Raw genomic sequence first — 25,214 nt, forward strand, 5'->3', positions numbered from 1 at the left:
GTCCTGTAACGCTGGTTTGGTCTGCTGGCCTGCCTTGTCTGCTTGTGCCGTAGATCACTCTGCAAACCTGATTGCATCAAATGTACTCTGCAATTTTGTTTGCGGCTAGGTGTTTTCGTTTCGGGAATGTAAAACCTTGGCCATTGCGCAGCGGCGTCTGTTGTGCGACGATTCCGGTGATCGTGACCCGACTGCAGGAGGTGAGACCCATGAACGCTGTATCCGTAATGGGTGCTCCCCGGCAGTCCACGATCACGCGGCTGAGCTAGCCGCCGCCGGGAGCGCCACATCAGGCAATTCGCGAAAGGCGACTCCCATGTCTTCACCTTCTTCTTTACCTTTTGATGCTGTTTCGGCGATCTCTCCTTCGGGCGCTTCGGCACCTCCTCTAGCTGCGACTTCTACCGCGGGCATTGATGCCACCCCACGAATGCCCGGGTCCGGTGAACGGGCGCTGGTTCTTGGCGGCGGCGGGTCCACCGGCAATGCGTGGCTGATCGGCGTCATGGCCGGTTTGTCCGAGGCCGGGCTGGATGTCACCGACGCCGACCTCGTTATCGGAACATCAGCCGGCTCGACGGCGGCGGCCCAACTCTCCGGCGCAACCCCGGCTGAGCTGCTGGCCGCGATCCTTGACGCTCCGCCCCTAAGCCGCAGGCCGGCGTCGGGCGCTGTACCTGCGGCTCCGGCCGCACCCGGACCGGCGGCAGGAGGGGCAACTCCCGGAACGGTGGATGCAGGTTCCCGGCTTGAGGTGGATTCCGCCGGCTCAGGTTCAGGCTCCCAGCGGCCGTCTCCCGCCGGTGGGGTAGTGAACCACCTGGAGCGGACGGGCAGGATCATCGCCGAGTCCGTGGACGTGGCCGACATGCGCCGCAAAATGGGCGCCGCAGCCCTGGACCTGGCCGCGGATTACGACCCTTCAGGCCGCTGGCGGGCCACCGTGGCGGCAAGACTGCCTCACCAGCTGTGGCCGGACCGGTACACGCTCATCACGGCGGTGGACGCCCGCACGGGCCATCCCGTGGTATTCGACCGCGACAGTGGGGTGGGCCTCGTGGACGCCGTGGCCGCCAGCTGCGCCAGCGGGTTCGCGTACAGCGCCGGCGGGGGCGTCTATATCGACGGCGGCTACCGGGCCAACGCCGAGAATGCCGACCTGGCAGCGGGATATGCACGCGTGCTCGTCCTCTCTCCATTTGGCGGCAGGTCGCGGACCCCGGCTGACTGGGGGATGCATCTCGCATCGCAGGTCAGCGGGTTGCGCGCCGGCGGCAGCAGGGTGGAAACGGTCTTCCCGGGCAGCGCTTCCGAGCACCTGTTCGGCGCCAATGCGATGGATGTGTCGTTACGGCCGCCCGCTGCCCGCGCTGGATATCAGCAGGGACTGGACCTCGCCGAAAAACTTGGCGAATTCTGGCGCTGACTCTCCGGAAAACGTCCTGGGTGGGTTTTTAGCGGCCTAACAGCTGGGGATTTTCCTTGGATTTTCATGACCCAATTTGTGCTAATTCTGGAGAATCTGGAAAGCCAGGGCGATGCCGGTCTTTTTCTGTAACCCGACGCTTACAGAAAAAGACCTGGCAAGCGCTTTTCGGTGGAAAGGTGTCAGTCGGGTTGACGGCAGCAGTCACGCCTACATGCCCGTTGTTGCAGGGATGTGCTCCGACGGAGGGTGCTTCCCGGCAGGACTGGCATAAAAATAAAAAGTGGGTATGGTATCGGTTAACGCAAGCACAGAAAGGCGTGATTCCGATGTCCGGAAAATCCCCCAAAGGCAGCGCCGCAAAAAAAGCGGGCAAGTCGATTCTTGAAAAACGGGCTGACAAAAAAGCCAGGCACGAACACAGTGAGCTGAATTTCGCCAAGCCGCGCAAGAACCAGCGCTAAAAGCCCGCGGGCGGCTGGATGGGGAACTCCTAGCCCCGTCTGGCCGCCCGCGTCATTGCGCGGCAACCGCCCTCCGGCGCCCGGAGCCGGTGCCTATCGCTCGACGTCCGGCTTATGGCTCCCTTGCTCCGCGATGGGCTACGGCCTTGTCGCGCAGCCATCCGCGCAGGGCGCTCCGCGCACATCGCCCAGCAATCAGCGGTCAGCGTATGGACGAAAGACGCAAATCATGAACCCCCTCCTCAACGCCCTGGTGATCCCCGCCAGGCTCAACCACCCCGTCCACATCCGGCCCTTGCAGTTGGACGCCGCTTCACAGCAGCGTGTAGCGGCAGGGGAAGTTGCGGTGCTGGCGGGACAGGACTGGCGCGCTTACTTGAGCAATGAGTCGGGCCGGATCTTCCATAACGTGCGGGCGGAGGTCCTTCTCCGCGAGGCCGGCGTGGACGTGGAGAGCACTATCCACGGGACCGTCACGTTCCTTGGCCACGCAGAACCGTGGGAGGACGCAGACGCTCCCCGCCACTTGATCAGGCTGGCCGAGCAGCTGTTCGATATGCCGCTCGCCGCCTAGCTGTACCTAGCCGAGCAGCCCACTCAAAATGTCAGACCCTCCTGCCATGCTTCAGGTATGGAAACCGGAGCGGTCACGGGTGCGGGAGGCAAGGCCCCGATGGCCGCTGCCGTTGCATCGGTGGCCGGATTGGTCGATGAACTGGCCCGTATTGTGCGTGGTCCTATGGCGGCACCAGGCAATGAATGCTGTGACACCACTGGCCGCGATGGCACCCACTGCGGCGTTGTCACCGACCGCGATTCACGCGGTAGTAGCCCCCATCGAAATGCCCATAGCAGCGGCGTCAGCGATAACGCCCGAAACCACGGCGTCGGTAGCCATGGCGTAGGCCGTAGCGGGGCTCCCATCTCTGGTGACCCGTTGGGGGAGTTGGCCGAGTCGTGCTTGGCAGGGCTGGAAGTGCTGGCACGGGTCGAAGCTGCCACGGCGGCTGCGAAGGTCCGGCTGGTAGCCGCCTACGCTGAGGCGTCAGCCCAGATCGAGGGCCCGGCCGCCAACGCTTATGAGGCCTCGGCGCGTGAGAAGTCTCTGGTGGCGGAGGTCGCATGTGTACTCACCGTCGGCGAGGGTGCGGCCTCTGTCTTGATGGGTGAAGCGCACGCGTTGACGAGTTCCTTGCCTGCGGCGTTGGCCGAGCTGCAGGCGGGCGCCATCTCGTGGCAGCATGCCCGGATTCTCGCTGATGAAACAGCGGGTCTGGAACCTGCGCGAGTCCAAGAACTGGAAGCGCACTTCTTCGATCCGGACGCGCCCCATGCTGCCCGTGGTGCCGCTCCCGGGGAACTGGTGCCGTCGCGCTTCCGCAGGAAGGTTCGGGCATGGCGGGAGCGCCAGTATCCCGACTCGCTGGAGGTGCGGCGGGCCTTGAGCGTTGCCGAGCGGCGCATGGAGTATCGCCCCGAGGCTGATGGCATGGGCCGGATCACCCTGATACTTCCGGGTGAAAATGCCTGCGCAATCTGGAATAAGGTCACCTCCATCGCGCGTGGTTTGCAGAGTCCCGATGACCCGCGCACACTGAGTCAGCGCCGGGCAGACGTCAGCGCCAACCTTCTCCTGGGCTGTGTCGGGCTGGACCTGGAAAAGCTTCCGGCGCCGAAGGCTGACATTTTGATGACCGTCCCCGCTTTCTCAGTGTTTGGCGTTACGGACGAACCAGGGGAAGTGGACGGTTTCGGGCCTGTCCCTGCGTCGGTGGCACGGAGGATCGTTGCCGAGGGGGCGGGGTCGTTTTACCGGGTTTTGGTGGACCCCCGGGACGGGGCGCCGCTGGAAATCGGCAGGACGAACTACCGGCTCCCTGAGAGTTTGAAGCGCTGGTTGAGGATGCGGGATGGCAAATGCACCTTCCCGGGCTGCAGCAACCACACACCGGACAATGAGAACGACCATCTCACCGCCTGGCAGCACGGCGGGGCAACGGGAGTCAGTAATTTGGCACAGTTGTGCCCCAAACACCACAGGCTCAAGCATCAAAGCGCCTGGACCCCCACACCGGCCAGCAAGAATGAACCGCCAGGCTGGACCTCACCCACCGGGCGCCACTATCCGGCGGAACAACCGGACTGGGTGCCACCACGGCTGCCGCTCGCGCTGCTTGCCGGGAGTTCGACCATGCCACCAAGCCTTGACGGCGGAACTCCCGATGTAGGTGGCGGCACCTCCGGGGACGTCAGCCCGCTCGAGGATGCCCTGATTGCGTACCTCGCTGCCTAGCGCTTACAGGTAAACGTCGTTCAGAAGTCGCCTGAACGCGCTCCCGCGAATTCCGAGGGGGCCGCTCTACGCAGTCGTCCCTCGGCATGCCACCACCGCTTCGCTGCGCTCCGGGCGCACCCGACTCGCTCCCGTAAGTCCGGGATCGACCAGGATCTGCCGGCTTTCAACGCCAAGAGCAACGGGTGCGTTGCGTGAGCGCTTTGGTCCTGGTCTATGTGGTCAGAAGATGAGCGCGCGTGTCATTAGCGACTTGGTGATAGGAACGCGAGCCGATGGTGCGGCGCCCAAACATACGTGTCATCGCATCGATAACCCCTCAGCCAGGCCTGCCCGTCCACGACCCGAAGGTAGAATCCTTTGGGGTACTCCGCGTCCTCGCTTAGCGGCTCGGAAGCGACGTGGATCGCTCCGGTCGGCGCACGTCCTGCCGACAAAACAGAGTCCGGGGCGTTCGATTGGCCCATCATCGCCAATCGGAGATAAGGGCCCGTCACCAAGGGACAAAGTGCGAGGCCGTGGTTCCGCGCAGCACTGAAGATCTGGGACTGAACCGCGCCATGTGCGAAGCCAAGCTCTTCTACCGTTCGCTCTACGATTCGTAGGTTTTGACGCACTGGGTTGTCGAATGCGGGGTGAGCGAGCAACGTCTCGGCATGGACATTGACCAATACATCCGCACTGCGCAGAAACCGTAGGATCTCAACTCGTGAATGACCCCCCGCTCGAACCACGAAACCGTCAACCTTTGCTGTGCTGATCATGCACCGATTCTCCATCAACCCCGGCCGAACAACGACTCCCGTGGTGATTGGTGGATGCCCGTTTGAGGATTCTCAGTCGGCACCGAATCCTCTGTTAGGCCAGAGTTCAGAGAGCGACTTTCAAACGCATTGGGGCCTGAGGCTATGGCGAACCAGCAGGGATGACCACACTAGCCGGCGGCGGAACTCACCGTCCGTTTCCCGCTATTTAAAATGGGGGTGCGTTAGCTGCTGGGTCTCTTGCAGTCAGTGTTGGCTGCGCGTAACGTCCGCAGCATAAGGTTTGTTGTTGGAGGCCGCCATGCGGGCGCTGCTACGCCATTTCATCTCCATGACATCAGTCTTGGCCGTCTGCTTAGGCTTGTCGGCGTGCACCCCCGCCGAGGCGCCATCCCCCGCACCCTCTACGGAGGCCCGCACAGCGCCAGCGTTGCCCACGATCCCACCGCTACCTGCCAGCGGCGACATCGACGCCGGTAAATACGTCGTCACCAGCTTCGCCGAGAATTTCGAGGTCACCGTCCCAGATGGCTGGGTGAGTGAAGACGGCGACGGACTGCGTAAGGACGACCCCGATCATCCGGGTGATAGGGCGGTCTTCGTTGGCTGGTGGCACTCCGACCATGTGCCGAGGGACGCATGCGCGTGGCAGGGCGCGCTGGTCGAGGTCGATCCGTCGGCTAAGGCGTTCGTCGACGCATTGACGGCGCAGGCGTCAACGGCGAGCACCCCTCCCGCCGAGGTCGTGGTGGGCGACTACCACGGCGTCGAATTCGACCTCTCCGTCGAGGGCGACGTGGACATCAAAGCCTGCGACAACGGTCAGTTTTGCGTTCACTCAGATTATTCGAACCTATGCACCCGCTGGTACTCAAGCGTCGCTGAGCGCGAAACCTACCGGGTGGTCAACCTGCACGGCCAGCGCGCTATGTTCTGGATGGTCCAATTCCACGAATCGATCAATCCGGAGCTGACACGAGAGGCACGAGCCGTCTTCGACTCGATCGTGTTCAAGCTCCGACAAGTAACCAGCTGATGCCGTAGCGCTCCCTAACCGTCGCAAGATAAAGGATCCCCAAATGGGCGCTTAAAGCGTCCGGTGGGCCACGGGTTTATGGGCCCAAACGCCTGCTTTGCGATCTTCTGGACAGACCACTCCAGCGCGGGAATGACGGCAACTCCCTGTGGCAGAGTTACTGCATGCGCTTGCTCGTGATATTCGGTCCACCCGCCGTCGGAAAGATGACCGTCGGACGTGAGGTCGCTCGGCAAAGCGATTATCGCTTGTTCCATAACCACGCGCTTATCGAGCCCCTGCTCGAGGTTTTCAACTACGGGACACCGCCGTTCAATCGGCTACTTGCCGATTGGCGGGAGGGGGTCGTCAAGGAAGCTGCCCTTTCAGGCACCGACTTGCTGTTCACATTTGTCTGGGGCCTTGAGCTGCAGACAGACGCCGACGAGCTTAGGAAATACATCCGCCCTTATGTCGAAAAGGGTGCAGAGGTAGCGTTCGTGGAACTGGCGGCAGATCTGGATACGCGGCTGCAACGGAATCGAACCGAGCTGCGACTGGCTGAGAAGCGATCGAAGAGAAACGTGGATTGGTCTGACACGAATGTTCGCGAAATGGAGCGTTTTCTCATGAATACTGACCTCGATGCCAGTTTGGATCAGTCTTTGCCAGCAACCGCCGTTCTGGCTGAACACCGGCATATGCGGCTGGACAACGGCGGCCTCGCACCGCAGGAGGCAGCGGCTCGGATTCTTGCCTGGTTGGACAGCTTCCCAACGCTCCGCTCGTAGCCGGCGGCAAAAGCGAGGCCGGAGATGGGGGCGGCGAACCGTGCCACCAAAGCAGCGTCCGTTTCTTAGGATCACCGCAAATTCCTGACCGTCCGTCAAAAGAGGTCCTTCACCAGCGCTCGACCCCCTTCTGCTCTGGTTAGCACCTGTGTCGCGCTGAAGTCCTTTACAGCGAGATACCAAGGCGCCCATGCTGAGGGCGCCACTATTACCTGTAGGCGTTGCAACTTGGGGGATAAAAAAATGCAGTTGGAAAAGTCGACGTACTTCAGGCAATCAAATGACTCCGAGAATTCGTTCCCATTGGCCGCGTTGGGTGCTATTCCTTTTGCCCTGCTGCTGTGTGGTTGCCTGGCATCCGCTCCCGAGTCTTCGTCAATCGCTACTATGCCGGGCCAGACCACAGTCAGCCAGACTGCTGCGCCCCCTGACTTCATTCCGAACGCACCCCACGGCGGGGACAAGACTGCAGACTTCAAGATGGCCAAGAAGAATGCGCCTTGGTGGGGCAACATAAAGTCCGTAACCGAAATTGAGCCGGGCAGAATTAGCGTGGAAACCAGTCTTATGCACCCTCGCGATGCAGAAGTTAGCGAAGAGGCCAAGAGCGCGATTGATATCTGCCGATCGGTTGTTGCTCTTTTCGGCACGAGGCACGTCTCCGTCTTGGAAGATGACGGCACGAACTTCGTTCTGTTCGGGCACCCCTCAGTATCTGGGCGTTCTTGCGCTGAGGTCTGACAGCCGAATTGCCGGTCAACTGATTTCTTGGGGAGCTTAATGGCGGAGCGAATCGGACGGTTGGGTGCCCCGGGCAGAATCGGCTCACGTATGGGGCCATACGGTCACGCCTGATTTGTGCCATCGATCAGACAGGTGTGTCTTCACGCTTACCTGGCTAGGGCTCAACTCGACATCCTGTCCGCAAGCCGGTGCATCGTTCTTGCCTGAATTATGAAGAGGGCGCTGATGGGGAGCGCGATTATCCCTGCAACCAACAGACTGGCATTGGCGGCCGTCGGCGGACACCCCGCCGAACTATCTTCACCCTCGCAGGAAACGCCGGGTTGCAAAAAACCGAAAACGACCAAAGCTATCGCAGTGCAAAACAGCAATGCTCCGGCGGCTCCCCAAACCCAGACCTTCATATGAATATCAAACCATGTGAGTATGGGCCGCCCCGCCCTCCGCTCGTCCACACGTTGGCCATACGCCGGCAGGACCAGCGACACGGTTACTGTGAGTGATCTGCTGACGTAGACGTTGTAAAGATGTGGTCAGCCGGTCTGCCGGCCAACCGCTCATCGAGAACGCTGCGTACATGGAGCCATTCCTCGCGCAGAACGGAATAGACGACCGTGTCACGCCAACTGCCATCCGCCCGCCGCTGGACGTGCCTGAGCACGCCTTCTTCTTGGGCGCCGATCCTCTCAATCGCCGCCCGGGACCGGGCGTTTAACACGTCGGCCTGCAGCCGGATCCGCTCGAATCCATGGGTAAAAGCCGTACATAGCAGGAGTCGCTTGGCGTCAGCGTTCACCCCGCTTCCCCAAACTTCCGGGGAGTAAGCTGTCCAGCCGATGTGCGCAGACTCATTTTGCAAGTCGAAATCACCGAGCGTGGTCGTTCCAATCACCCTGTCATCCAGTGAACGCAGGCAAACGGCGTACACGTTGCCTTGTTGCAAGGGCAACCACTGGTTCAAAAACTCCGACCACTGCTCGAAGTCCTCTCGGTAAGCCCCCATACCTCCACCCCAGCCGCCAGCGAATATCTCGGGCCTTCCGATGGCTGTGAACAGGTCGGGGAGATCATTCTCCGTCAGCCCGCGAAGAACGACGATAGCGCCTTCAAGACGTGCCTGAGGATCGGGACGGGAAGCAGCCATGCTTCTCATCATGTCAGCTGGGAATGAGCATGCCGGGTTTGTCGACTTAGCGACGACAACGCCGGCAACAACTCAACGAGCCAGCCCGCGACATGAACCTGCGACTCCCTCTGGGCCTTTGCCAGTTGCTTCTGGACGGGTTCCTCTAGGTGGCGCTGAGAGTGTAGCGAGATAGCCGACGGCCCGGTTGCCTGGCGCTCGCGATGACTTCCCGGACAGTGAGTACTTTCCTCGGGCTCATCCAACCTTGCGACGGTTTGTGAAGTGCATAGCCGCCCCCGATCGTGACTGCAGCATGTTGGGCTACGCCGCTGGGTGAGCGCCAGATGAGCAATGTTCCGGGATCGTCATCATGTCCACCTGGGACGGCGACGGCAGAGAGCCAGTCCTCGAACGGCGCTTGCCGCATCCACACCTCGGCAGCGTCGTACCGTCCAGCTGCAGCCATGACGGTACCGAAGCAGTTAGGCCCGCTGGCGTGTGGGAAGGTGCCTGCCAGTGCCCTGGCCCCCGGCAGAGTCGGATGTGCGTTCTCCCAAATGCTGGCGGTGACCTCACCATGCCGGCTGGGCCGCCGTCCGAACCGAAGGTAGTCGCCCAGGACATGTTCCTGGTGTCCCTGTAGAAGCGAAGGCCACCACACGAAGCGATGCCCATCAGCTTGCTTGGTTACCTTTTCGCGCACGGCGGCCGGGGCGCTTCGCACGGTCGGGACCACTTCCCGTCCGAAGTTGAACTGTCTACGCACAAGATCCGCGCGGGTACGCTGCCCCAGGGCGGTGAATTCCTCTTCACTCGCAAGTACGCAGACCACACCGTCTGGCACGCCGTAGATTTCGAAGGTATCCCTGAGCTCAGCCTGAAGTTCTCCATTCAAAGGATCTGTACCCGTCCAGTCCGTGTTTCTCTCACAGACGAGGAACGGCTGGCGAGCCGGGGCAAACCAGCTGGCCTGCCGGGCTACGAGTTCAGGTTCTATTTCAATTCCAAGTGAGAACATCGCGTGGCGCCCTATTCGCTCCCATAGCCGGCATTGGTTCCCCGCATCACGCTGTAGTGCAAGACGTTAGCGGTGCTTCACCGATGGATTCCCGAACGGCCTCTGGCAACCGGCGAGAAGGCAGGAAGCCTGCACCAATCTTCAACGCCTGGCCGCAGCCCAGCGGAAGAAAAGGACAACCACAACAGCGACCACAGCCCCGACGAGCAACGCTTGGGCCGCCCCAAGAACTTGCCAGAGCAACGCCCACGTCACAAACCCAGCGAGAAAAATGCTCAGCGACCTAAAGACCTTGTTCGGCATCCCCATAACTGGAAAGTAACAGAATGCCTGGCTATGCGGCAGTCAAGAGGGCGGACGAGACACTCGGCATGAGCGCGCTGCGTTCAGTTCACGCATGCCTAACGTCTGCATTCGTAGCATTGGCACGTCTGTCCCCCTTGTCTGCGGCAACGGCTAGAGGCGTAGCTCCATAAAAACGCTGTTCGGGTCCAGGACGTAGTTGGCAAAAGGCGCGCATTCCGTGAAACCGTGGCGCGAGTAGAGGCGCCGGGCCGGAGCGAAGTAGTCCTCAGTTCCGGTCTCCAGGCAGACGCGCTCGAGCTCCTGGGCCCTGGCATGGTCGATGATGTGGTTGAGCATGAAGGTAGCCACCCCACGCCCACGAGCCGCCGCTGCCGTACGCATGGACTTGATCTCACCAAGCCCGCTAGCGCTATGAAGTTCGGTTCCGAGAACCGCGGGGCCGTGGGCTTTTAGAGATTCGACGTCACGCCCGGACTCGAGATCATGAAGCTTGAGGGCGCCGCACCCCAGCAACTCACCGTCTTCGCGCGCTGTCCAGAAGGTGATCGAGGGCACGGACAGGGCAGAGTGGTCCAGGGCGTGCACGCTCTCGGCAGGCGAGGTGGCGAACATGTCCGCCAGATGTTCGCTCAGGAGCTGGTGGACATCACCGCGTACGGGATCGTCCCGGTCAATATGGATCATTCACTCAAATTTACCGGCTGGTTCATGCCCGTCCGGACCCGGGAGCCACCAACCAAACCCTAACCGCCAGCTGGATGCTTCTTTGGAGCAGATAGGTACGAAAGGCCGTTGTTGGGACGGCCCGGCAGGTCCACCATGGCCGTATGAACGCTGAAGCACCCGCTGCGGTGAACCTCAACTTGCCCCAGCAATTCCTGCTGCTGGCAACGAATGATAAAGACGGAAAACCCGAAGTGCCACTGTTCGCCCTCAGGACCGGGGTGGCCGGCGCCATCCTGGCCGAGCTCGACCTGACCGGCGCGATCGAGCTGCAGGGCAAGCACATCCGGGCCACAGGATCGGCCGCCAGGGACGACCTTGCCCCTGAACTGGAACTGATCCGCGGCAAGTCCCGTCCCCACGCTCCCGCCCGATGGGTTTCCTTCATGGAGGGCCGTGCCCAGGTTCACCGGATCTACGAGGGAATGGCGGCCCTCGGCATCGTGGAACATGTGGGGGAGAGGCACCTCGCGCGCTTCCGGCCGGTGCGTTATCCGGAAAAGGACCACGAACCCGAAGCAGCTCTCCTCAGCAGGATCGAGTCAACCCTCAGCGGAGTCACCCCATCAACCGTGGTGCCAGACTCGCCGGCCGACGGCGCACCGAAGGAATCGGCGACGCAACCCGACAATCCAGCAACCGGGGCACAGAGGACCAGGACCCTGGCCCTCATCGCACTGCTTGAGGCAGCAGGGTTGCTGCACAAGCTGTTTCCGGACGCCGACAGGAACTGGGCGAGCGGTCTGGCGAAGGACTACTGGCCGGCCCGCGCCGTCGAGGACGAGTTGCGGCTCATCCGGCTGGCGGAGGAGGAAACCGCGATGCTCTAGGACCGCGGAGGGCGGCACCGGAGCAAGAACCGCGTAAGGCGGCCATACTCAGCCGTCGCTCTTGTCGATGACGCAGAACCGGTTTCCGTCGGGATCCTCCAGGACGATGAAGTCCGGGTCCTCCGGGTAGAGATCCCAGTCCACGCGCCGGGCGCCAATCGAGACGAGGCGCTCCACCTCGGCTCCCTGGTCCTCCGCATACAGGTCAAGGTGGATCCGCGGGCGGTCCTGGACAGGGGTTTCGCTCAGCATGAGCGAGAGCAACGCGCCAGGGCCCGACGGCGGCGCGAGGGTTACCCACGTGTCGTCACCTGGTTCCCGCGGGACGTAGCCCAAGGCTGAGTTCCAGAATTCGGTAGCGGCGGCGACGTTGTTGACGCCGAGGACGATGGTGCCGATGGTCAACATCCGCCCAGCCTAGACCCGTCCTGTGCTGGGTGTCAGGACCTCACTGGCAGCCTTTCGCGCTGGTGGGACGGGCGCGCCCCGCTAGACTCGCCCTCATGGGGGAGCACAACACACCTGATGACCGCATGCCGTCCAAGCGCACCAAGTGGCGTGCCGCCGTCGTACCTTCGCTGGCCGTTGCCGTGGTGCTGGCGGGGTGCCTGATCGCCTGGCTGAACCGGAACGGTTCCTTCAGTTTCGCCTACGCGCCGAACAGCAACCGTCCGTTCACCGGCATCGGCGCGGACCTCATCACCGAGGGAACGCAGGCGGGCCTGGCCATCGCCGTCGTGGGCCTGTTGGTGCTGGCGTTCTGGGCCGGTTTCAGGATGGGCAGGCGGCCCGGCCGGTAGACAGCCCCGCCGCAGCTGATTCCGCAGCTAGTCCTCGTACCCGATGAGCCAGTGGAGCCCATGCTGGTCGATGACCTGGCCGTCCGAAGCGCCCCACGGTTTTGGCGCGAGGGCATCAACCACGGTGCCGCCGTCGGAAAGCCTGCGAAACCATTCGTGCAGCACTGACGGTTCCGCGGTCCCCAGCAGCGAGAGCATTACGCCTTCGGTGCGGACGGACGCCTCGCCGGCTGCCGCGTCCGAGCCCCCAAGCGCGACGACGCCGCTGAGCGTTCCGTGGGCGATGGCGTCCGGGGAGCCGTCGCTCCTGCTGAAGTCCTGGTAGGTGTACAGGGTAAGTTCACCGCCGAAGACATCGCAGTAAAAGGTCAGGGCTTCCCGCGCGGTTCCGGGAAAGCTGACATAGACCTGAGGCCCTGGCGTGCGAACGGTGTCCTGCGAAGGGGTACTGGTCATCATCCATCCTCGGGTTCTGGGGGGCAATGGGCTGTTCCGGAATCTCATCCGGGTGCCGGCCGCGGGTGTAGCCGCTTACGCCGGGCATCCGCCCAGCCTAGACCGGGAGGGCTGAGCCGGGAAGGGCGGTCCGGCGCCCACGATTAGACTCGCAGGCATGGGGGACAACGAAATACCGGAACATCGAAAACCGTCCAGACGCACCAGGCTCAGTGCCGTCGTCGTGCCTTTTCTCGGTGTCACCGCGCTGCTGGTGGGGTGCATTGTCGCGTGGAACCAGCAGGCGACCGCCAGCTTTGGCTGGTTCGCCTACGCGCCGCTAAGCAACGACACCTTCAATGGATCCGGGATGACCTTCGTGACGCAGGGGACGCAGATCGGGTTGGGCATCGCGGTGCTGGGTCTGCTGGTCCTCGCTTTCTGGGCCGGTTATCGGAGCGGCCAGCGGCGCGGGCGGACGACGAATCGATGACACGCCGCACTGATTTCTGGGCGCTTGCCTTGGTGGCCAGCGCCACACTGCTGGTGTGCGGCGCCGTCGCAACCTGGAACTTCGCCCTTATTGCCGATGAAAATGGCATCAGGGAGGGAGGGTTCCCTTTCACCACCCCGCTGGGCCTCGGCGTCGCCGCCTTCATGGTCAGCCTGCCGGGCTTTTTCGCAACCAGACGCCGTGCACGGGCGCCCCGGGACTGACGGCGAGCTTTCGGCCCCAGCATCACCCCAGCCAAGCGCACCCAGGCACGCACCCGCCCACTCACCCAACTAGAGCCCATTCACCCCAGCAGGTCGTCCTGGTAGCACCAGCGCCAGTCCTCGCCGGGTTCGATGCTGCGCATGACGGGGTGCCCGGTCGATTCGAAGTGCCTGGACGCGTGGGTGGCGGGGGAGGAATCGCAGCACCCCACGTTGCCGCACGCCAGGCACATACGGAGGTGGACCGTCGTCGTTCCCTCCCGGACGCAGTCCTCGCAGATCGCGCCGCCGGGCACTTCCCGCGGTTCCGCGGACTCCAGGTGGTCGCACTCACCGCCGGGTTTGGCCACGCCTTCGCCTCCGCCCCCGCCGGACGGGTCAATCTCGTCCAGGGACACGTCCAGCATCGATTCCTCAACGTCCAGCCGCTCGAGCACAGCGCTCAGGACCTCGTGCGCGTACTCGCCACCCCGCCGGAGCTCCAGCACCTTCTCGCGCTCAGCTTCCAGCATTGCCAGCCGCAGCCGGGCATAGCGCTCGCTGGGCGTGGACGTTTCCGCCGACGGCCGCCCCAGCCGCTCCCACGCCGCCAGCCCGCGTTCCTGCGTCCGGCGCTTCAGCATGGACACCACTTCCGGCGGGTCGTCATCCGTCCTGAGTTCATGCAGCTTCGCGACGCCCGCGGCGGTGGCCAGCTGCATGAGCGATGCCTGGTTCAACGCGTCTTCGCGCTGGTCCGGCCCCTGCACCCGGAGGATCCGCACCAGCGCCGGCAGCGTGAATCCCTGCAGCGTCAGCGTGCCGCCCACCACCACCAAGGCAGCGAGGATCAGCACTGACCGGTGTTCCAGGTCCTCCGGCAGCACCAGTACGGCGGCCAGGGTGACCACGCCCCGCATCCCGGCCCACGACACAATGGCCGCAAACTGCCACGGCGGAGCCGGATCCTGCTGCCGCACCGACGGGATAAGCCGCGGCAGGTAGGTGGCTGGGAACACCCAGACCGGCCGGAGGAACAGGACGGCCAGCAGGATGACCGCGCAACCGACCCAGATCCTGCCGGCGCCCAGGGAATCGTCCTGGACGCCGTCCACAATGGTGCGCACCTGCAGCCCGATCAGCAGGAACACCGAATTCTCCAGCAGGAACTGCACGGTGTTCCAGTTGCTCCGCTGGCTGAGCCGGGCCGCGCCGTTGGGCATGGACGGCGCCTTGGTGCCCATGATGAGGCCGGTGACCACGACGGCGAGCACACCCGAGGCGTGGATCGCCTCCGCCGGCAGGTACGCCACCAGGGGCGCCGCCAGCGACGTCGAAGTATTGATGGCAACGTTGCGGATCCGTTTGCGGAGCATTGTGAGCACGTACGCCGCGGCGATGCCCACCACCAGTCCGCCGCCCACAGCCAGTACGAAGTCCCCCGCAATCCCGGCAACGGACACCACCCCAGAGATGGCGGCGATCGCGGCGCGCAGGCAGATCAGGGCCGTGGCGTCATTGACCAGGGATTCGCCCTCGAGGATGGTGACGATCCGGCGCGGCATCCCCACCTTCCGCGCGATCGCCGTCGCAGCCACCGCATCCGGCGGCGCGAGCACGGCCCCCAGAGCAAACGCCGCGGCCAGCGGAATCTCCGGAAACAGCCACCAGACCACCATCCCCACGGTGAGGGTGCCGAAGATGACATACCCCACCGAGAGCAGGCCGATGGCGCGGCGGTTGGAGCCGAAATCATACAGCGATGTGCGCAGCGCAGCCGCATACAGCAGCGGCGGCAGCAGCCCCACCAGCACCAGCTCTGGGTTCAGCTCGATGTCCGGAATGAACGGGAGGAACGAACCCGCCACACCGATCAGCACCAGCAGCAGCGGCACCGAAACGTTAAGCTTCCGGCCGAGGGCGCTGCCGGCACACACCACGGCAACGAGGACCAGAAGGCCCAGCGCGATTTCCATGGGGTCATTCTCCCAGCAACGCCGCCAAAGGGAACGGAAGACCAGGAGAACCGAAGACCAGGGGGACGGAAGGCCAAAGGGAACGGCCCACGCACGACGGCGGGGCGCGGCCGCCCCCGCGAACGGGCAACCCACGGAGCAATCCACGAAGGAGAACGCACGACGGCGGGGCGCGGCCGCCGTCGTCCGCTTCCTTGGCGACGTTCCCGGCCTGAGCGCCGGTGACCGTTTACTCCGGCGCGCGGGCGGGTAACCATGGACTATGACTGATTCCGGAACCGGCGGCGCCGACGACCCCTTCGATGGCAGCGACGAAATCGTAGGAGGATCGGCCCCGGAAGAGACACCCGAGTCCATTGCCGACGACGTTCGGCACGAAATCCAGCTGGGCCACGTCCAGGACGACGTCAGCACTGTCCTCGAGGAACGGTTCGAGGAAGCCGGCATCGATGCGCGGCCCGAAGAGGTGGACGACCTCGCGGAGGAGATCGAACGGGACGCGTCCAGCTGACCCGCGTCTCCGGCTGACCTGCCGAGCCGGCAAAGCCACGGGCCCAGGAGGCTCGGCCGTAATACAGCCTTGAATGGATACATCGCACGATGTACCGTCAAGGACATGGAGACCCTCACCCACGCCCCGGTCCTGGCGCGCTTCGGATACGCCGTCTCGGACCCCACCAGGGCGCAGGTCCTCCTGGCCCTCGCCCAGGCGCCGTCCTACCCGTCGGATCTGGCCGACTCCATCGGAGTGTCCCGGCAGAGCATGTCCAACCACCTCACCTGCCTGCGCGGCTGCGGGCTGGTGTTATCGGTCCCGGACGGCCGCCGGACTCGTTACGAACTCGCTGATGCCCGGCTGGGCCACGCCATCATGGACCTGCTCGGTGTTGTCCTCGCGGTAGACCCTGCCTGCTGCGCCCCCGACGGCGAGTGCCTGGCATGAGCGGAACCCTGGCCCACCAGCTCACATCCGGGCGGCGGGCCATCCTGACGCGCCGGATCCGCCTCTTCGCAGCCGCCACCATCACCTACAACGTCATCGAAGCGGTGGTTGCGCTCTGGGCCGGCGGCGTGGCCGATTCGTCGGCACTGATCGGGTTCGGACTGGATTCGGTCATTGAGGTCGCGTCTGCCGCTGCACTGTCCTGGCAGTTCTCCGCGAAGGACCCGGAACGGCGTGAACACCTCACCCTGCGCATCATCGCCATCTCCTTCTTCGCGCTCGCGGCCTTCGTCACCGTGGATGCCGTCCGGTCGATGGCTGGCGGGGGAGAGGCCCGGCACTCCACCCCCGGCATCGTGATTGCGGCCCTGAGCCTTGCCATCATGCCCGTCCTCTCGTGGGCGCAGCGCCGGGCAGGACGCGAGCTCGGTTCGAGGACCGCCGTCGCCGACTCCAAACAGACGTTGCTCTGCACCTACCTGTCCGCGGTGCTGCTGGTGGGGCTGGTCCTGAACAGCACGCTGGGTTGGTGGTGGGCGGATGCTGCAGCGGCCATCGTGATCGCCGGCATTGCGGTCCGCGAAGGCTTCAACGCCTGGCGCGGGGACGTCTGCTGCGCGGTGCCCCATGCAGAGCCTCACGCCGAGTCGCCTGCGGTGTTCCGCGTAAACGGCAGCGCGGCCCAGGATGCCGCCGCCAGCCAGGCCGGCAGCGGGCAGGACGCAGATGCGTGCTGCCCCGGGTGCGCTCCAGCGCAGCCGCAGTCCTTGGGACTGACCATCCGCAGCAAGAACTGAGTAGCCGCCGAAAACCTCAGCCCTTAACTTCGGGAGTTGGCGCGGCCAGCGGGATCACGTCCAGGCTGCCCGGACCCACCATGACCAGGACGTGAGGCGCGGCCACGTCGTCCAGTGCCGCTGCCACCTGCTGGATGACTTCGTCGGGCTGGGCAGCCGGCGACCCCGGCGCAGGGACGGACGACGGCGGCAGGCCAGTGCCGCCGTCGTCCGCCCTTAGCCAGGCGGTCACCTTGGCACCTCCCGTGGCGTCAGCGATGCCGCGCGCCAAAGCGCTGACGTCAATGGTGCCCGGGGGATAGCCGCTGACCAGCGTGACCTGGTCAATCGTCCGACGCCGGGCGGGCGCCGCGGCCGCCAGCAGCGTGCGGTCGTGCCGCCACAAGGCGAAGTGGTATCCGGCCACCAGGCCAGCCGCCACCAACAGGCCCAGCGGTGCCCGGATCCGGTCCACAAAGCTTCCGCCGGAGACGTCGCCGAGCAGGTACTGGAACACCCGGTAGCCCGTCACCAGCAGCGTAATCAGGGCCACCACTGCGCTGACGCCGAAGAACGCCACCAGGTAAATGCGCCGGCCGGGTGGGATTTCGCCTGCCGTCCGGGGCTGGTGCCGCGGCTTCCACGCCAGCCACCACACCGCGCCGCCCACCATCAGGGAACTGATGCCGCCCAGCAGCAGTGTGCGCGCGGCGCCGCCGGCGAGTGGCGAGACGACGGCAGCCAACAGCGCGTTCACCACCACGCCCACACCGGACGCCGCCGCGGCCAGCGCAACGGCTGAGGTCACCAGGAGGCTGGCGCGCCTCGTTGCGGTGGAACGGGAAACGGCCACCGCCCGGTGGTAGCGCCACACCACAGCACCGATGGCCGCGGCCGAGATTGCCGGCGCCAGGGGCTCCAGCAGCAGGTTCACAGGATCGCTGCGGTCGAACGCGAGCCGCAGGAGCACGAACGCCACCACGCCCGCGCCGCCCAGCGCTGCAATGCCCGCGATAAAGATGCCGACGGCGATCATGGCCACGTCCGCCAGTGTGGTCCGGAGGCGCCGGCCGCCTTCCCTGAACCAGTGCCACCACCACACCAGGGCCCCGCCCGCGGCCCACACCAGCGAACGGACCGGGGCAAACCACCACGGCTCAACCGCTGCGCTGAGCGGCAACCCGCGGATGGCCACGTCCAGCAGGCCACTGAGGGCGGCAACCGCCGCGCCGGCGCCCAGCAGCAGGCCGAAGACCGAGCCGAGGAGTGTCCTGACGTCTTCCAGGTGCGTCGACGGCTTGGCGGGGTGCTTCCACATCCACCGGTGCCAGAGCCAGATGGCCGCCCACACCAGGCCGTTGGCGAGCGGGGACTGCCACTGGCTTTCCTGCGTATCAATGGAGGACGTTGCCAGGTTCAGCAGCGAAGTGGTGGCGATGATAAGCGAAACGGCGTACATCCCGGACAGGTACAGGCCCCAGCCGGCAGCGGTGCGCTCCGCCGCGTCGTCGAGGCGCCGCCAGGCAAACCACCACAGCAGCAGTGCCAGCGGACCGCCGATCAGGGTGAACGCCAGGGGCAGTGCCAGGCTGGCAGGATCGCCGGTGACCAGCACGGACGACGCACGGAAGAGCCGTTCGAGCAATCCGCTCACACCTGAGGCCGCAATCACCACCAGGGCGAACAGCAGGACATAAAGGATCAGGCGGCGGAGGGTGGCCAGGCCGCCGGCCGGAGCGCGGGTGGTGGTGGCTGCCGGCGAGGTCATTGTTTGGCCGGAACCACGGAGCAGGCCGTCAGGATGTAGGGTGGCTGGTCGATTTTCCAGGCGCCGTTGACTTTCAGGAGCGAGAAGGCGTCCTCCATCTCGTACTCGGACGGGTCAAACGGTCCGCCCTGGGACTGTTGGACGATGGAAACCCGCACCGTGGCTGAATTGGTGCGCTCCGCCGTCGACACCAGGACGACCCGCGCCGGCCGGGGCTCGCCCTGAAAGCCTCCCCGGCACCTGCTCCGGGCGCCGTCGGTGAGGTACAAATCCGCGGCGGCGTTGTCGCCATCAATCACGGCCTTGCTGTACCGCTGCACCACCCCGGCGGGGCTGGCCTCGTCCAGTTGCGCGGGGTCGCCGCGCGTGAAGACCACGGCCAGCGCCACCACCACCAGCAGGCTTACGACGCCGATCAGCACGAAAAGGATCCGGTCCGGTTTCCGCGCGGCGTCGCTCATGGCGACAGTATGCGCCCTGGTCAGGGAGTTCTAAAGGTGTCTTTTGGCCCGGCGCGAGAGGCGCAGCCTGAGGACCTTCCCGGGGTGCTGAAGAGCAAATCTTCAATATAGTTAGGAAAATCCGTTGACTGGCCGGAAATCTTCACTATAGTTGTGTGAGTAGCATCACCCAGTGAAAGACAAACGATGACCACCGAGACTAGCACCACCGCCCCGCCGGCCACCAGCGAACTGCTGGCCACAGTCGGCAACAAGGTGCGGTCCATGCGAAAGGACCGGGGAATGACCCTGGCCCGGCTCTCGGAAATCACCGGACTCAGCCAGGCGATCGTCAGCCAGATCGAACGCGGAATGGCCAACCCGTCCTTCACAACCCTCGCGCAGCTGGCCCACGGACTGGACATCCCCGTGGGACGGTTCTTCATCGGCCAGGACCAGTCCAGGTCCCCGGTGGTCCGGAGATCCGCGCGGCGCAACCTCCAAAACGTCACCCGCGAGTCCGTCGGCGAAGCAATTCATGAGCTGCTCACCCCGGACCGCGATGGCGCCATTGAAGCGCAATGGATCAGCACGCCCCCAGGGCACGACACCAGCGCAACACCCTTCACCCACAGCGGCGAAGAGTTCTGCTACATCATTTCGGGCCGGAAGGACGTCTACCTTGATGGCGTCTGCTACAGCCTCGAAGAGGGCGACTCGATCACCTACTCTTCGGAAATCCCCCACTGGTACAAGAACAGCTACGAAGAGGTATGCGTAGCCATCTGGGTCAACGCTCCCCACGCGTTGTAGGCCTGCCGGCCTTAACCTGCGCCGGCGCTGACCCCTAACCGTCCGGACACGTTTCCGTGGCCGCTGACACTCCTTGCCACTTTCGCATCAGGCGCCTCCTCCAACAGGCGTTCCTGCGTCATACCCTCTTACGCCCTCCGGGGCGCAAGCGTAAGGAAAATCCCATGCTTGACACCCAAACCACGGACAATGCCGTCCCGACCTCCCGAACCACCGCTTCATCCCCCCAAAAGCACGAAAAGTTCACCCCCGAAGTCCGCAAAGGCCTCCTGGGCCTGGGCCTCGGCAACGCCCTCGAATGGTACGACTGGATGGTCTTCGGCCTCCTGTCCGCCTTCATCGGACCCAACTTCTTCCCCAACACGGACCCGCTGTCCGCAACGCTGAACGCCCTGGCCGTGTTCGCCGTCGGGTTCGCCTTCCGCCCCCTGGGCGGCATCCTCCTCGGCACCCTGGCCGACAGGATCGGCAGGCGCCGGGTGATGCTGCTGTCCATCATGCTGATGGCCGGCACCACCCTGATCATCGCCGTCACCCCCAGCTACGCCACCATCGGCCCCCTGGCCGGCATCATCCTGCTGGTCTGCCGGGTCCTGCAGGGCATTTCCACAGGAATCGAAGCCCCGCTCTCCACCTCGCACGCCGTTGAACTGGCGCCGGAGGGCCGCGAAGGCTACGTGGCCGGCATCATGTCCTTCTACGTGAACATTGGCATCCTGCTGGCCTCGCTGGTCAGCTTCCTCTGCAGCCTGGTGATCGGCGGGGCGGCCATGGGGGACTGGGGCTGGCGTGTGCCTTTCATCCTCGGCGCCCTCTTCGGCTTCGTGGTCCTGTACCTCCGCCGCTCCCTGCCGGAAACCCTCAAAGAAGAGGAGATGGCCACCAACACACCCCGCGCCGTCTGGTCCGGCGTCCGCAAGCACTGGCTCTCCGTCATGGCCATCATCTTCGTGGTGGGCGCAGCCCAGGCCTACAACTACGCCTGGAACGTGGGCCTGCCCAGCGCAGCCCGCAGCGGCTTCAAGGAAGACCCCACCTCCGTCTTCGCCCTCACCACTGTCCTTGGCGTCATCCTGGTGGCCGGCTCCTGGATCATCGGCAAGCTCGCCGACGGCAAGGCCATGTCCCGCTGGTTCCTGGTGACCCGCATCCTGGCCATCCCGTCAGTGTTCCTCATGCTGCTCTACGTACAGCCCGGCATCGGCGCATTCGCGGCGGTCCTGCTGGGCGGCTCGGTGGTACTGGTGCTGAACATGACCCTCTACAACGTGGTCAGCTCCTCCCTGATGCCCAAGAACATCCGCGGAACCGGAGTGGCCCTGGGCTACGGCATCGGCGTCGCCCTCTTCGGCGGCACCGCCTCCTACCTGCTGGTCTGGTTCCAGTCCCTGAACCTCACCTGGATCTTCCCGGTCTACGTGGCCGTCCTGTCCATCCTCAGCATCGTCTTCTACATCGCCGCACGCCGCTCCAACGGCATCTTCGTCGGCAAGTAAGGAACCCTCCCATGAACACCACACCCAGCTTCGCCGCGCCCGAAAACGGCTTCGCCGGCTCCCTGGAACTCGCCACCACCACGGCGGATCTCACCGCCCCCGTCATCTCCCGCTCCAACGTGCTGGTGGTGGGCGGTGGCCCCGCAGGCGTTGCCGCGGCCGTCACCGCGGCCCGCTCCGGCGCCAAGGTCACCCTGCTGGAACGCTACTCATCCCTGGGCGGACTCGCCTCCGGCGGCATGGTGCTGGTGCTGGACGACATGATCAACGGCCAGGAAATCACCGTTACCGGCATCGTCTCCGAGTACGTGGAGCGGCTGCAGAAGCTGGGCCTGGCCATTGTCCCGCCGGCGGATGACCGCAAGACCTCGGAGGAACTCTGGAACAAGTGGGGCCGCTACGGCACCTTCGACTTCCACTCCCACACCAACCCGAAGCCCATCTGCTACGCCGCAGCCTTTGACCCCGACGGCTGGAAGCGGGTCTCCAACGACCTGGTCCGCGAAGCCGGAGTGGACCTCCGCCTGCACTCCTGGTTCTCCCGCCCCATCGTGGACAACGGCGTGATCAAGGGCGTCATCACCGAGACCAAGCTGGGCCCGCAGGCCTTCATGGCGGACGTGGTCATCGACACCACGGGCGACATCGACGTCGCCTCCCGGGCCGGGGCCAGCTACGCCAAGGACAACTACATCACCACGCTCGTCTTCCGCCTGGGCAACGTGGACACCCGGGCCGCCGAAGCATTCGAGCAGGCCAACCCCAAGGAAGCCCGCGCCATCAACCGCAAGATCAAGCGCCTCCTCGGCGGCGCCTGGGAGCTGTGGTGGCTCAAGACCCCCATCGACGGCGTGGTCTGGTGCAACGCCCCGCACATGTCCGGCTTCGACGGCACGGACCCGGCAGACATGACCGCCGCCGAGTTCGCTGCCCGCGACAGGATCTCCGAGGCCGTGGACTACGTCCGCGCCCACCTGCCCGGTTTCGAAAACTGCTACATGCTGGACGTCGCCTCCCAGATGGGTGTCCGGCAGACCCGCCTGCTGCAGGGCGAGTACGTGATGACCAAGGACGACGTCACCCAGCGCCGGCACTTCGCCGACACCGTGGCCCGCGGCCGCGACTACTACTACCCGTACCGTTCGCTGTTGCCCAAGGAGGTGGACCAGCTGCTAGTTGCCGGGCGCCACTACTCCGCCACCCCGGAAGCGCAGAAAATGTCACGTGAGATTCCGCCCTGCATGGCCATGGGCCAGGCCGTCGGCGTTGCTGCCGCGCTCGCAGTCGAGAACAATGTCCTGGTCCGCGACGTCTCCGCCCTGGACATCCAGCAGGGCATGCGCCGGCACGGCGCAGACCCGGGCGACGTCCCGTCGTCGAACGCCACCATCGACCAGGACGCGGCGGTGCCGGCATGAGCAGCGCGACGTTGGAGCAATTCACGGACCGCACGGAACAGGCCGCAGGACGTACGACGGCGGCAGGCGCCACCGCGTCACCCCTCGCCGGGGATGCGCGGCCGGCCACCCCGCTGCCGCTGGACGGCATCAAGATCGTGGACTTCACCCAGGTGTTCATGGGCCCGTCCTGCACCCAGATGCTGGGTGACTATGGTGCGGACATCATCAAGGTGGAACGCCCCGGTGCCGGGGACATCTCCCGGAACTCGTTCCCGGACCAGGACGGCCAGGACAACCCGATCTTCCTGTCCATCAACCGCAACAAGCGCAGCGTCTCCATCGACACGCGCACGGAGGAAGGACGGAACGTCCTGCACGCCATCATGGCGGACGCGGACGTGGTGGTCAGCAACTTCCGCTCCGGCGTGATGGAGCGGATGGGCTTCGGCTACGAGGAGCTCACGCAGGAGAACCCGGGCATCATCTGGGCCTCCGGCACCGGCTTCGGCCCGGTGGGACCGTACTCGCACAAGGGCGGCCAGGACGCCATCGCCCAGGCCTACTCGGGCGTGATGTGGCGGCGCGAATCGGACGACCAGAAACCGGCCATCTACCCCACCACCCTCTGCGACTACATCACCGGCATGCACCTGATGCAGGGAATCCTGCTGGCGCTGCGCACCCGGGAAACCTCGGGTGTGGGCCAGAAGGTGGAGGTGACCATGTACGACTCCATGCTGCACCTGCAGATGCAGGAAGCCTGCATGCAGCTCAACCGCGGCTACGAGGTCAACTGGGGCGCCATGCCGCTGAGCGGCGTCTTCGAAACCACCGACGGTGCCGTGTGCATGGTGGGCGGCTTTACCCCGGACCCGCTCGCCCGGATCTCCGACGCCCTGGGCCTGGACGAGGACCTCACCCAGCGCCCGGAGTTCGCCAACCTGGAGCAGCAGTTCAAGCACAAGCCCGCGCTGCAGGCCATCTTCCGGGAGCACATTGCCACCAACACCACCGAGTACTGGACCGGCAAACTCGAGGAGCAGGGTCTGCTCAACGCCCCCGTCCACACCCTGGAACAGGCGCTCGCCGATGCCCAGACCGAGGCCAACGGCATGATCGTGGAGGCGGAACACCCCGGCGTGGGCACGGTAAAGATGCTCAACGCCCCCATCCGGCTCTCGGCCACCCCGCCCTCAGTCCGCCGCGTGGCGCCCCGCCTGGGTGAGCACAATGTGGAGGTGCTGCTGGAAAACGGGTTCGATCCCGAGACCATCGAACGCCTGCAGCAACTGGGGGTCCTCCGGTGAGCATCACTGTGGAAGAACCCGCCGTCGAAGAACGGGTAGACCAGGTCACGCTGGCCATCACCGATGGCCTGGCCACCGTGACCATCGACCGGCAGCACGTCCTCAACGCCGTGGACGGCACAGCCCAGGCCCGGCTCAATGAGATCTGGGACCAGCTGGAGCAGGACGCGTCGGTGCGGGCCGTGGTCATCACCGGCGCCGGCACCCGCGCGTTCTGCGTGGGAGCGGACATGTCCGCGTCCGCCGTGGACAAGACCGGCCTGGAGTACTGGGCCGGCCTGGACCCCAACGGGTTCGGCGGCCTCAGCCTGCGCACCACGCTGGACGTGCCGGTGATCGCCCGGGTGAACGGCTACGCCTTGGGCGGCGGCATGGAAATGGTGCTCGGCGCGGACATCGTGGTCGCCGCGGACAGTGCGAAGTTCGGGCTCACGGAGCCCCGCGTCGGGAGGTTGGCGCTCGACGGCGGCATCCACCAGCTGGTGCGGCGCGTCCCCTACACGCAGGCCATGGGCATGCTGCTCACGGGCCGGAAGGCGGACGCGGCGGAGATGCAGGCCATGGGCCTGGTCAACGAGGTGGTCCCCGCGGAAGAGCTCGACGCCGCGGTGCAGCGCTGGGTGGACCAGATCCTCGCCTGCGCGCCCACCTCGGTCCGGGCCGTCAAGCAAATGGTCACGCAGACCAGCCACCTCACCGCCACGGAAGCCCGCGGCCTGCGGCTCCCGGCCCTCATGGCCGCCCTGGACAGTGAGGACTCGGCCGAGGGGGTCCGGGCGTTCCAGGAAAAGCGCCGGCCCGTGTGGCCCGGCCGCTGACCTGCCGCCGTCCCTCCGCCCCTACCTTCACGCTTCGCCCCACCCC

26 protein-coding genes are annotated in these 25,214 nt (G+C 65.0%); 19 read left to right on the forward strand and 7 right to left on the reverse strand.

Translation table 11 applies throughout. The annotated features are described in order from the left end of the window. Window positions 1-430 precede the first annotated feature (430 nt). From AC1DBN_RS12125 to AC1DBN_RS12155, 7 genes are all read left to right on the forward strand, one after another. Window positions 431-1,426, forward strand: coding sequence for a patatin-like phospholipase family protein (locus tag AC1DBN_RS12125; RefSeq protein WP_477723287.1), 996 nt, complete (start codon window positions 431-433; stop codon window positions 1,424-1,426). Between the two features lie 191 nt (window positions 1,427-1,617). Continuing rightward, window positions 1,618-1,890, forward strand: a complete 273-nt coding sequence (locus AC1DBN_RS12130; protein WP_477723288.1) for a hypothetical protein — start codon at window positions 1,618-1,620, stop codon at window positions 1,888-1,890. A 229-nt stretch (window positions 1,891-2,119) separates the two neighbouring features. Beyond that, window positions 2,120-2,464 (forward strand): hypothetical protein, encoded by a 345-nt coding sequence (locus AC1DBN_RS12135; protein ID WP_091723237.1) that lies wholly within the window; start codon window positions 2,120-2,122, stop codon window positions 2,462-2,464. A gap of 57 nt (window positions 2,465-2,521) precedes the next feature. Further along, on the forward strand, window positions 2,522-4,183 hold the full coding sequence (locus AC1DBN_RS12140) for an HNH endonuclease signature motif containing protein (protein WP_477723289.1): 1,662 nt from the start codon (window positions 2,522-2,524) through the stop codon (window positions 4,181-4,183). Between the two features lie 1,065 nt (window positions 4,184-5,248). Next, on the forward strand, window positions 5,249-5,983 hold the full coding sequence (locus tag AC1DBN_RS12145; RefSeq protein WP_477723370.1) for a hypothetical protein: 735 nt from the start codon (window positions 5,249-5,251) through the stop codon (window positions 5,981-5,983). Between the two features lie 164 nt (window positions 5,984-6,147). Then, window positions 6,148-6,753, forward strand: a complete 606-nt coding sequence (locus AC1DBN_RS12150; protein ID WP_477723290.1) for an ATP-binding protein — start codon at window positions 6,148-6,150, stop codon at window positions 6,751-6,753. Between the two features lie 243 nt (window positions 6,754-6,996). Further along, window positions 6,997-7,494: a hypothetical protein gene (locus tag AC1DBN_RS12155; protein WP_477723291.1), complete on the forward strand. Its 498-nt coding sequence runs from the start codon at window positions 6,997-6,999 to the stop codon at window positions 7,492-7,494. Window positions 7,495-7,987: 493 nt separating this feature from the next. Here the strand turns inward: AC1DBN_RS12155 and AC1DBN_RS12160 are convergent, their stop codons facing one another. Both AC1DBN_RS12160 and AC1DBN_RS12165 read right to left on the reverse strand, forming a co-directional pair. Beyond that, window positions 7,988-8,641: a GNAT family N-acetyltransferase gene (locus tag AC1DBN_RS12160; RefSeq protein ID WP_477723292.1), complete on the reverse strand. Its 654-nt coding sequence runs from the start codon at window positions 8,639-8,641 to the stop codon at window positions 7,988-7,990. Between the two features lie 1,456 nt (window positions 8,642-10,097). Next, a complete protein-coding gene (locus AC1DBN_RS12165) occupies window positions 10,098-10,631 on the reverse strand; it encodes a GNAT family N-acetyltransferase (protein ID WP_477723293.1) in 534 nt (177 codons plus the stop codon). A 143-nt stretch (window positions 10,632-10,774) separates the two neighbouring features. Between AC1DBN_RS12165 and AC1DBN_RS12170 the strand changes: the two genes are divergently transcribed. Then, a complete protein-coding gene (locus AC1DBN_RS12170; RefSeq protein WP_477723294.1) occupies window positions 10,775-11,500 on the forward strand; it encodes a GOLPH3/VPS74 family protein in 726 nt (241 codons plus the stop codon). A gap of 48 nt (window positions 11,501-11,548) precedes the next feature. On the opposite strand, the gene AC1DBN_RS12175 is transcribed toward AC1DBN_RS12170, so the two are convergent. After that, window positions 11,549-11,908 carry a VOC family protein gene (locus AC1DBN_RS12175; protein WP_091723228.1) on the reverse strand — a complete coding sequence of 120 codons (360 nt, stop codon included), beginning with the start codon at window positions 11,906-11,908 and terminating at the stop codon, window positions 11,549-11,551. Window positions 11,909-12,003: 95 nt separating this feature from the next. On the opposite strand from AC1DBN_RS12175, the gene AC1DBN_RS12180 reads away from it, so the two are divergent. Then, complete coding sequence (locus AC1DBN_RS12180) at window positions 12,004-12,300, forward strand: hypothetical protein (protein ID WP_477723295.1); 297 nt, start codon at window positions 12,004-12,006, stop codon at window positions 12,298-12,300. 27 nt (window positions 12,301-12,327) lie between these two features. Here the strand turns inward: AC1DBN_RS12180 and AC1DBN_RS12185 are convergent, their stop codons facing one another. Further along, window positions 12,328-12,756, reverse strand: coding sequence for a VOC family protein (locus AC1DBN_RS12185; protein ID WP_091723225.1), 429 nt, complete (start codon window positions 12,754-12,756; stop codon window positions 12,328-12,330). A 157-nt stretch (window positions 12,757-12,913) separates the two neighbouring features. Between AC1DBN_RS12185 and AC1DBN_RS12190 the strand changes: the two genes are divergently transcribed. Both AC1DBN_RS12190 and AC1DBN_RS12195 read left to right on the forward strand, forming a co-directional pair. Further along, the gene (locus AC1DBN_RS12190; RefSeq protein WP_477723296.1) at window positions 12,914-13,228 is read left to right on the forward strand and encodes a hypothetical protein; all 315 of its coding nucleotides are present in this window, start codon (window positions 12,914-12,916) and stop codon (window positions 13,226-13,228) included. Beyond that, on the forward strand, window positions 13,225-13,452 hold the full coding sequence (locus AC1DBN_RS12195) for a hypothetical protein (RefSeq protein WP_477723297.1): 228 nt from the start codon (window positions 13,225-13,227) through the stop codon (window positions 13,450-13,452). The genes AC1DBN_RS12190 and AC1DBN_RS12195 overlap by 4 nt, the downstream gene beginning before the upstream one ends. 80 nt (window positions 13,453-13,532) lie before the next feature. Here AC1DBN_RS12195 and AC1DBN_RS12200 read toward each other — a convergent pair whose 3' ends face one another. Beyond that, on the reverse strand, window positions 13,533-15,407 hold the full coding sequence (locus AC1DBN_RS12200; protein ID WP_477723298.1) for a Na+/H+ antiporter: 1,875 nt from the start codon (window positions 15,405-15,407) through the stop codon (window positions 13,533-13,535). Between the two features lie 262 nt (window positions 15,408-15,669). On the opposite strand from AC1DBN_RS12200, the gene AC1DBN_RS12205 reads away from it, so the two are divergent. The 3 genes from AC1DBN_RS12205 (at window position 15,670) to AC1DBN_RS12215 (ending at window position 17,147) form a co-directional block, all read left to right on the forward strand. Then, window positions 15,670-15,918 (forward strand): hypothetical protein, encoded by a 249-nt coding sequence (locus AC1DBN_RS12205; RefSeq protein WP_091723219.1) that lies wholly within the window; start codon window positions 15,670-15,672, stop codon window positions 15,916-15,918. A 105-nt stretch (window positions 15,919-16,023) separates the two neighbouring features. Then, window positions 16,024-16,350: an ArsR/SmtB family transcription factor gene (locus AC1DBN_RS12210; RefSeq protein ID WP_091723217.1), complete on the forward strand. Its 327-nt coding sequence runs from the start codon at window positions 16,024-16,026 to the stop codon at window positions 16,348-16,350. Then, window positions 16,347-17,147 (forward strand): cation efflux transmembrane domain-containing protein, encoded by an 801-nt coding sequence (locus tag AC1DBN_RS12215; protein ID WP_477723299.1) that lies wholly within the window; start codon window positions 16,347-16,349, stop codon window positions 17,145-17,147. The genes AC1DBN_RS12210 and AC1DBN_RS12215 overlap by 4 nt, the downstream gene beginning before the upstream one ends. A gap of 16 nt (window positions 17,148-17,163) precedes the next feature. Here AC1DBN_RS12215 and AC1DBN_RS12220 read toward each other — a convergent pair whose 3' ends face one another. Together AC1DBN_RS12220 and AC1DBN_RS12225 are read right to left on the reverse strand one after the other, a co-directional pair. Then, window positions 17,164-18,894 (reverse strand): DUF5671 domain-containing protein, encoded by a 1,731-nt coding sequence (locus AC1DBN_RS12220; protein WP_477723300.1) that lies wholly within the window; start codon window positions 18,892-18,894, stop codon window positions 17,164-17,166. Further along, entirely contained in the window at window positions 18,891-19,355 is a 465-nt protein-coding gene (locus AC1DBN_RS12225) for an LpqB family beta-propeller domain-containing protein (RefSeq protein ID WP_091723213.1), read from the reverse strand. Before AC1DBN_RS12225 ends, AC1DBN_RS12220 begins: the two co-directional genes overlap by 4 nt. A 186-nt stretch (window positions 19,356-19,541) precedes the next feature. On the opposite strand from AC1DBN_RS12225, the gene AC1DBN_RS12230 reads away from it, so the two are divergent. The 5 genes from AC1DBN_RS12230 to AC1DBN_RS12250 all read left to right on the forward strand — a co-directional run bounded on the left by AC1DBN_RS12230 (window position 19,542) and on the right by AC1DBN_RS12250 (window position 25,168). After that, window positions 19,542-20,147: a helix-turn-helix domain-containing protein gene (locus tag AC1DBN_RS12230; RefSeq protein ID WP_091723211.1), complete on the forward strand. Its 606-nt coding sequence runs from the start codon at window positions 19,542-19,544 to the stop codon at window positions 20,145-20,147. A 164-nt stretch (window positions 20,148-20,311) separates the two neighbouring features. Beyond that, window positions 20,312-21,643: an MFS transporter gene (locus tag AC1DBN_RS12235; protein ID WP_091723209.1), complete on the forward strand. Its 1,332-nt coding sequence runs from the start codon at window positions 20,312-20,314 to the stop codon at window positions 21,641-21,643. Between the two features lie 11 nt (window positions 21,644-21,654). Further along, complete coding sequence (locus AC1DBN_RS12240) at window positions 21,655-23,061, forward strand: FAD-dependent oxidoreductase (RefSeq protein WP_091723208.1); 1,407 nt, start codon at window positions 21,655-21,657, stop codon at window positions 23,059-23,061. After that, window positions 23,058-24,350: a CaiB/BaiF CoA transferase family protein gene (locus AC1DBN_RS12245; RefSeq protein WP_091723207.1), complete on the forward strand. Its 1,293-nt coding sequence runs from the start codon at window positions 23,058-23,060 to the stop codon at window positions 24,348-24,350. The genes AC1DBN_RS12240 and AC1DBN_RS12245 overlap by 4 nt, the downstream gene beginning before the upstream one ends. Then, on the forward strand, window positions 24,347-25,168 hold the full coding sequence (locus tag AC1DBN_RS12250; protein ID WP_172830007.1) for an enoyl-CoA hydratase-related protein: 822 nt from the start codon (window positions 24,347-24,349) through the stop codon (window positions 25,166-25,168). Before AC1DBN_RS12245 ends, AC1DBN_RS12250 begins: the two co-directional genes overlap by 4 nt. The last annotated feature ends 46 nt before the right edge of the window (window positions 25,169-25,214 follow it).

The organism is Pseudarthrobacter sp. 10T415 (assembly GCF_056394175.1).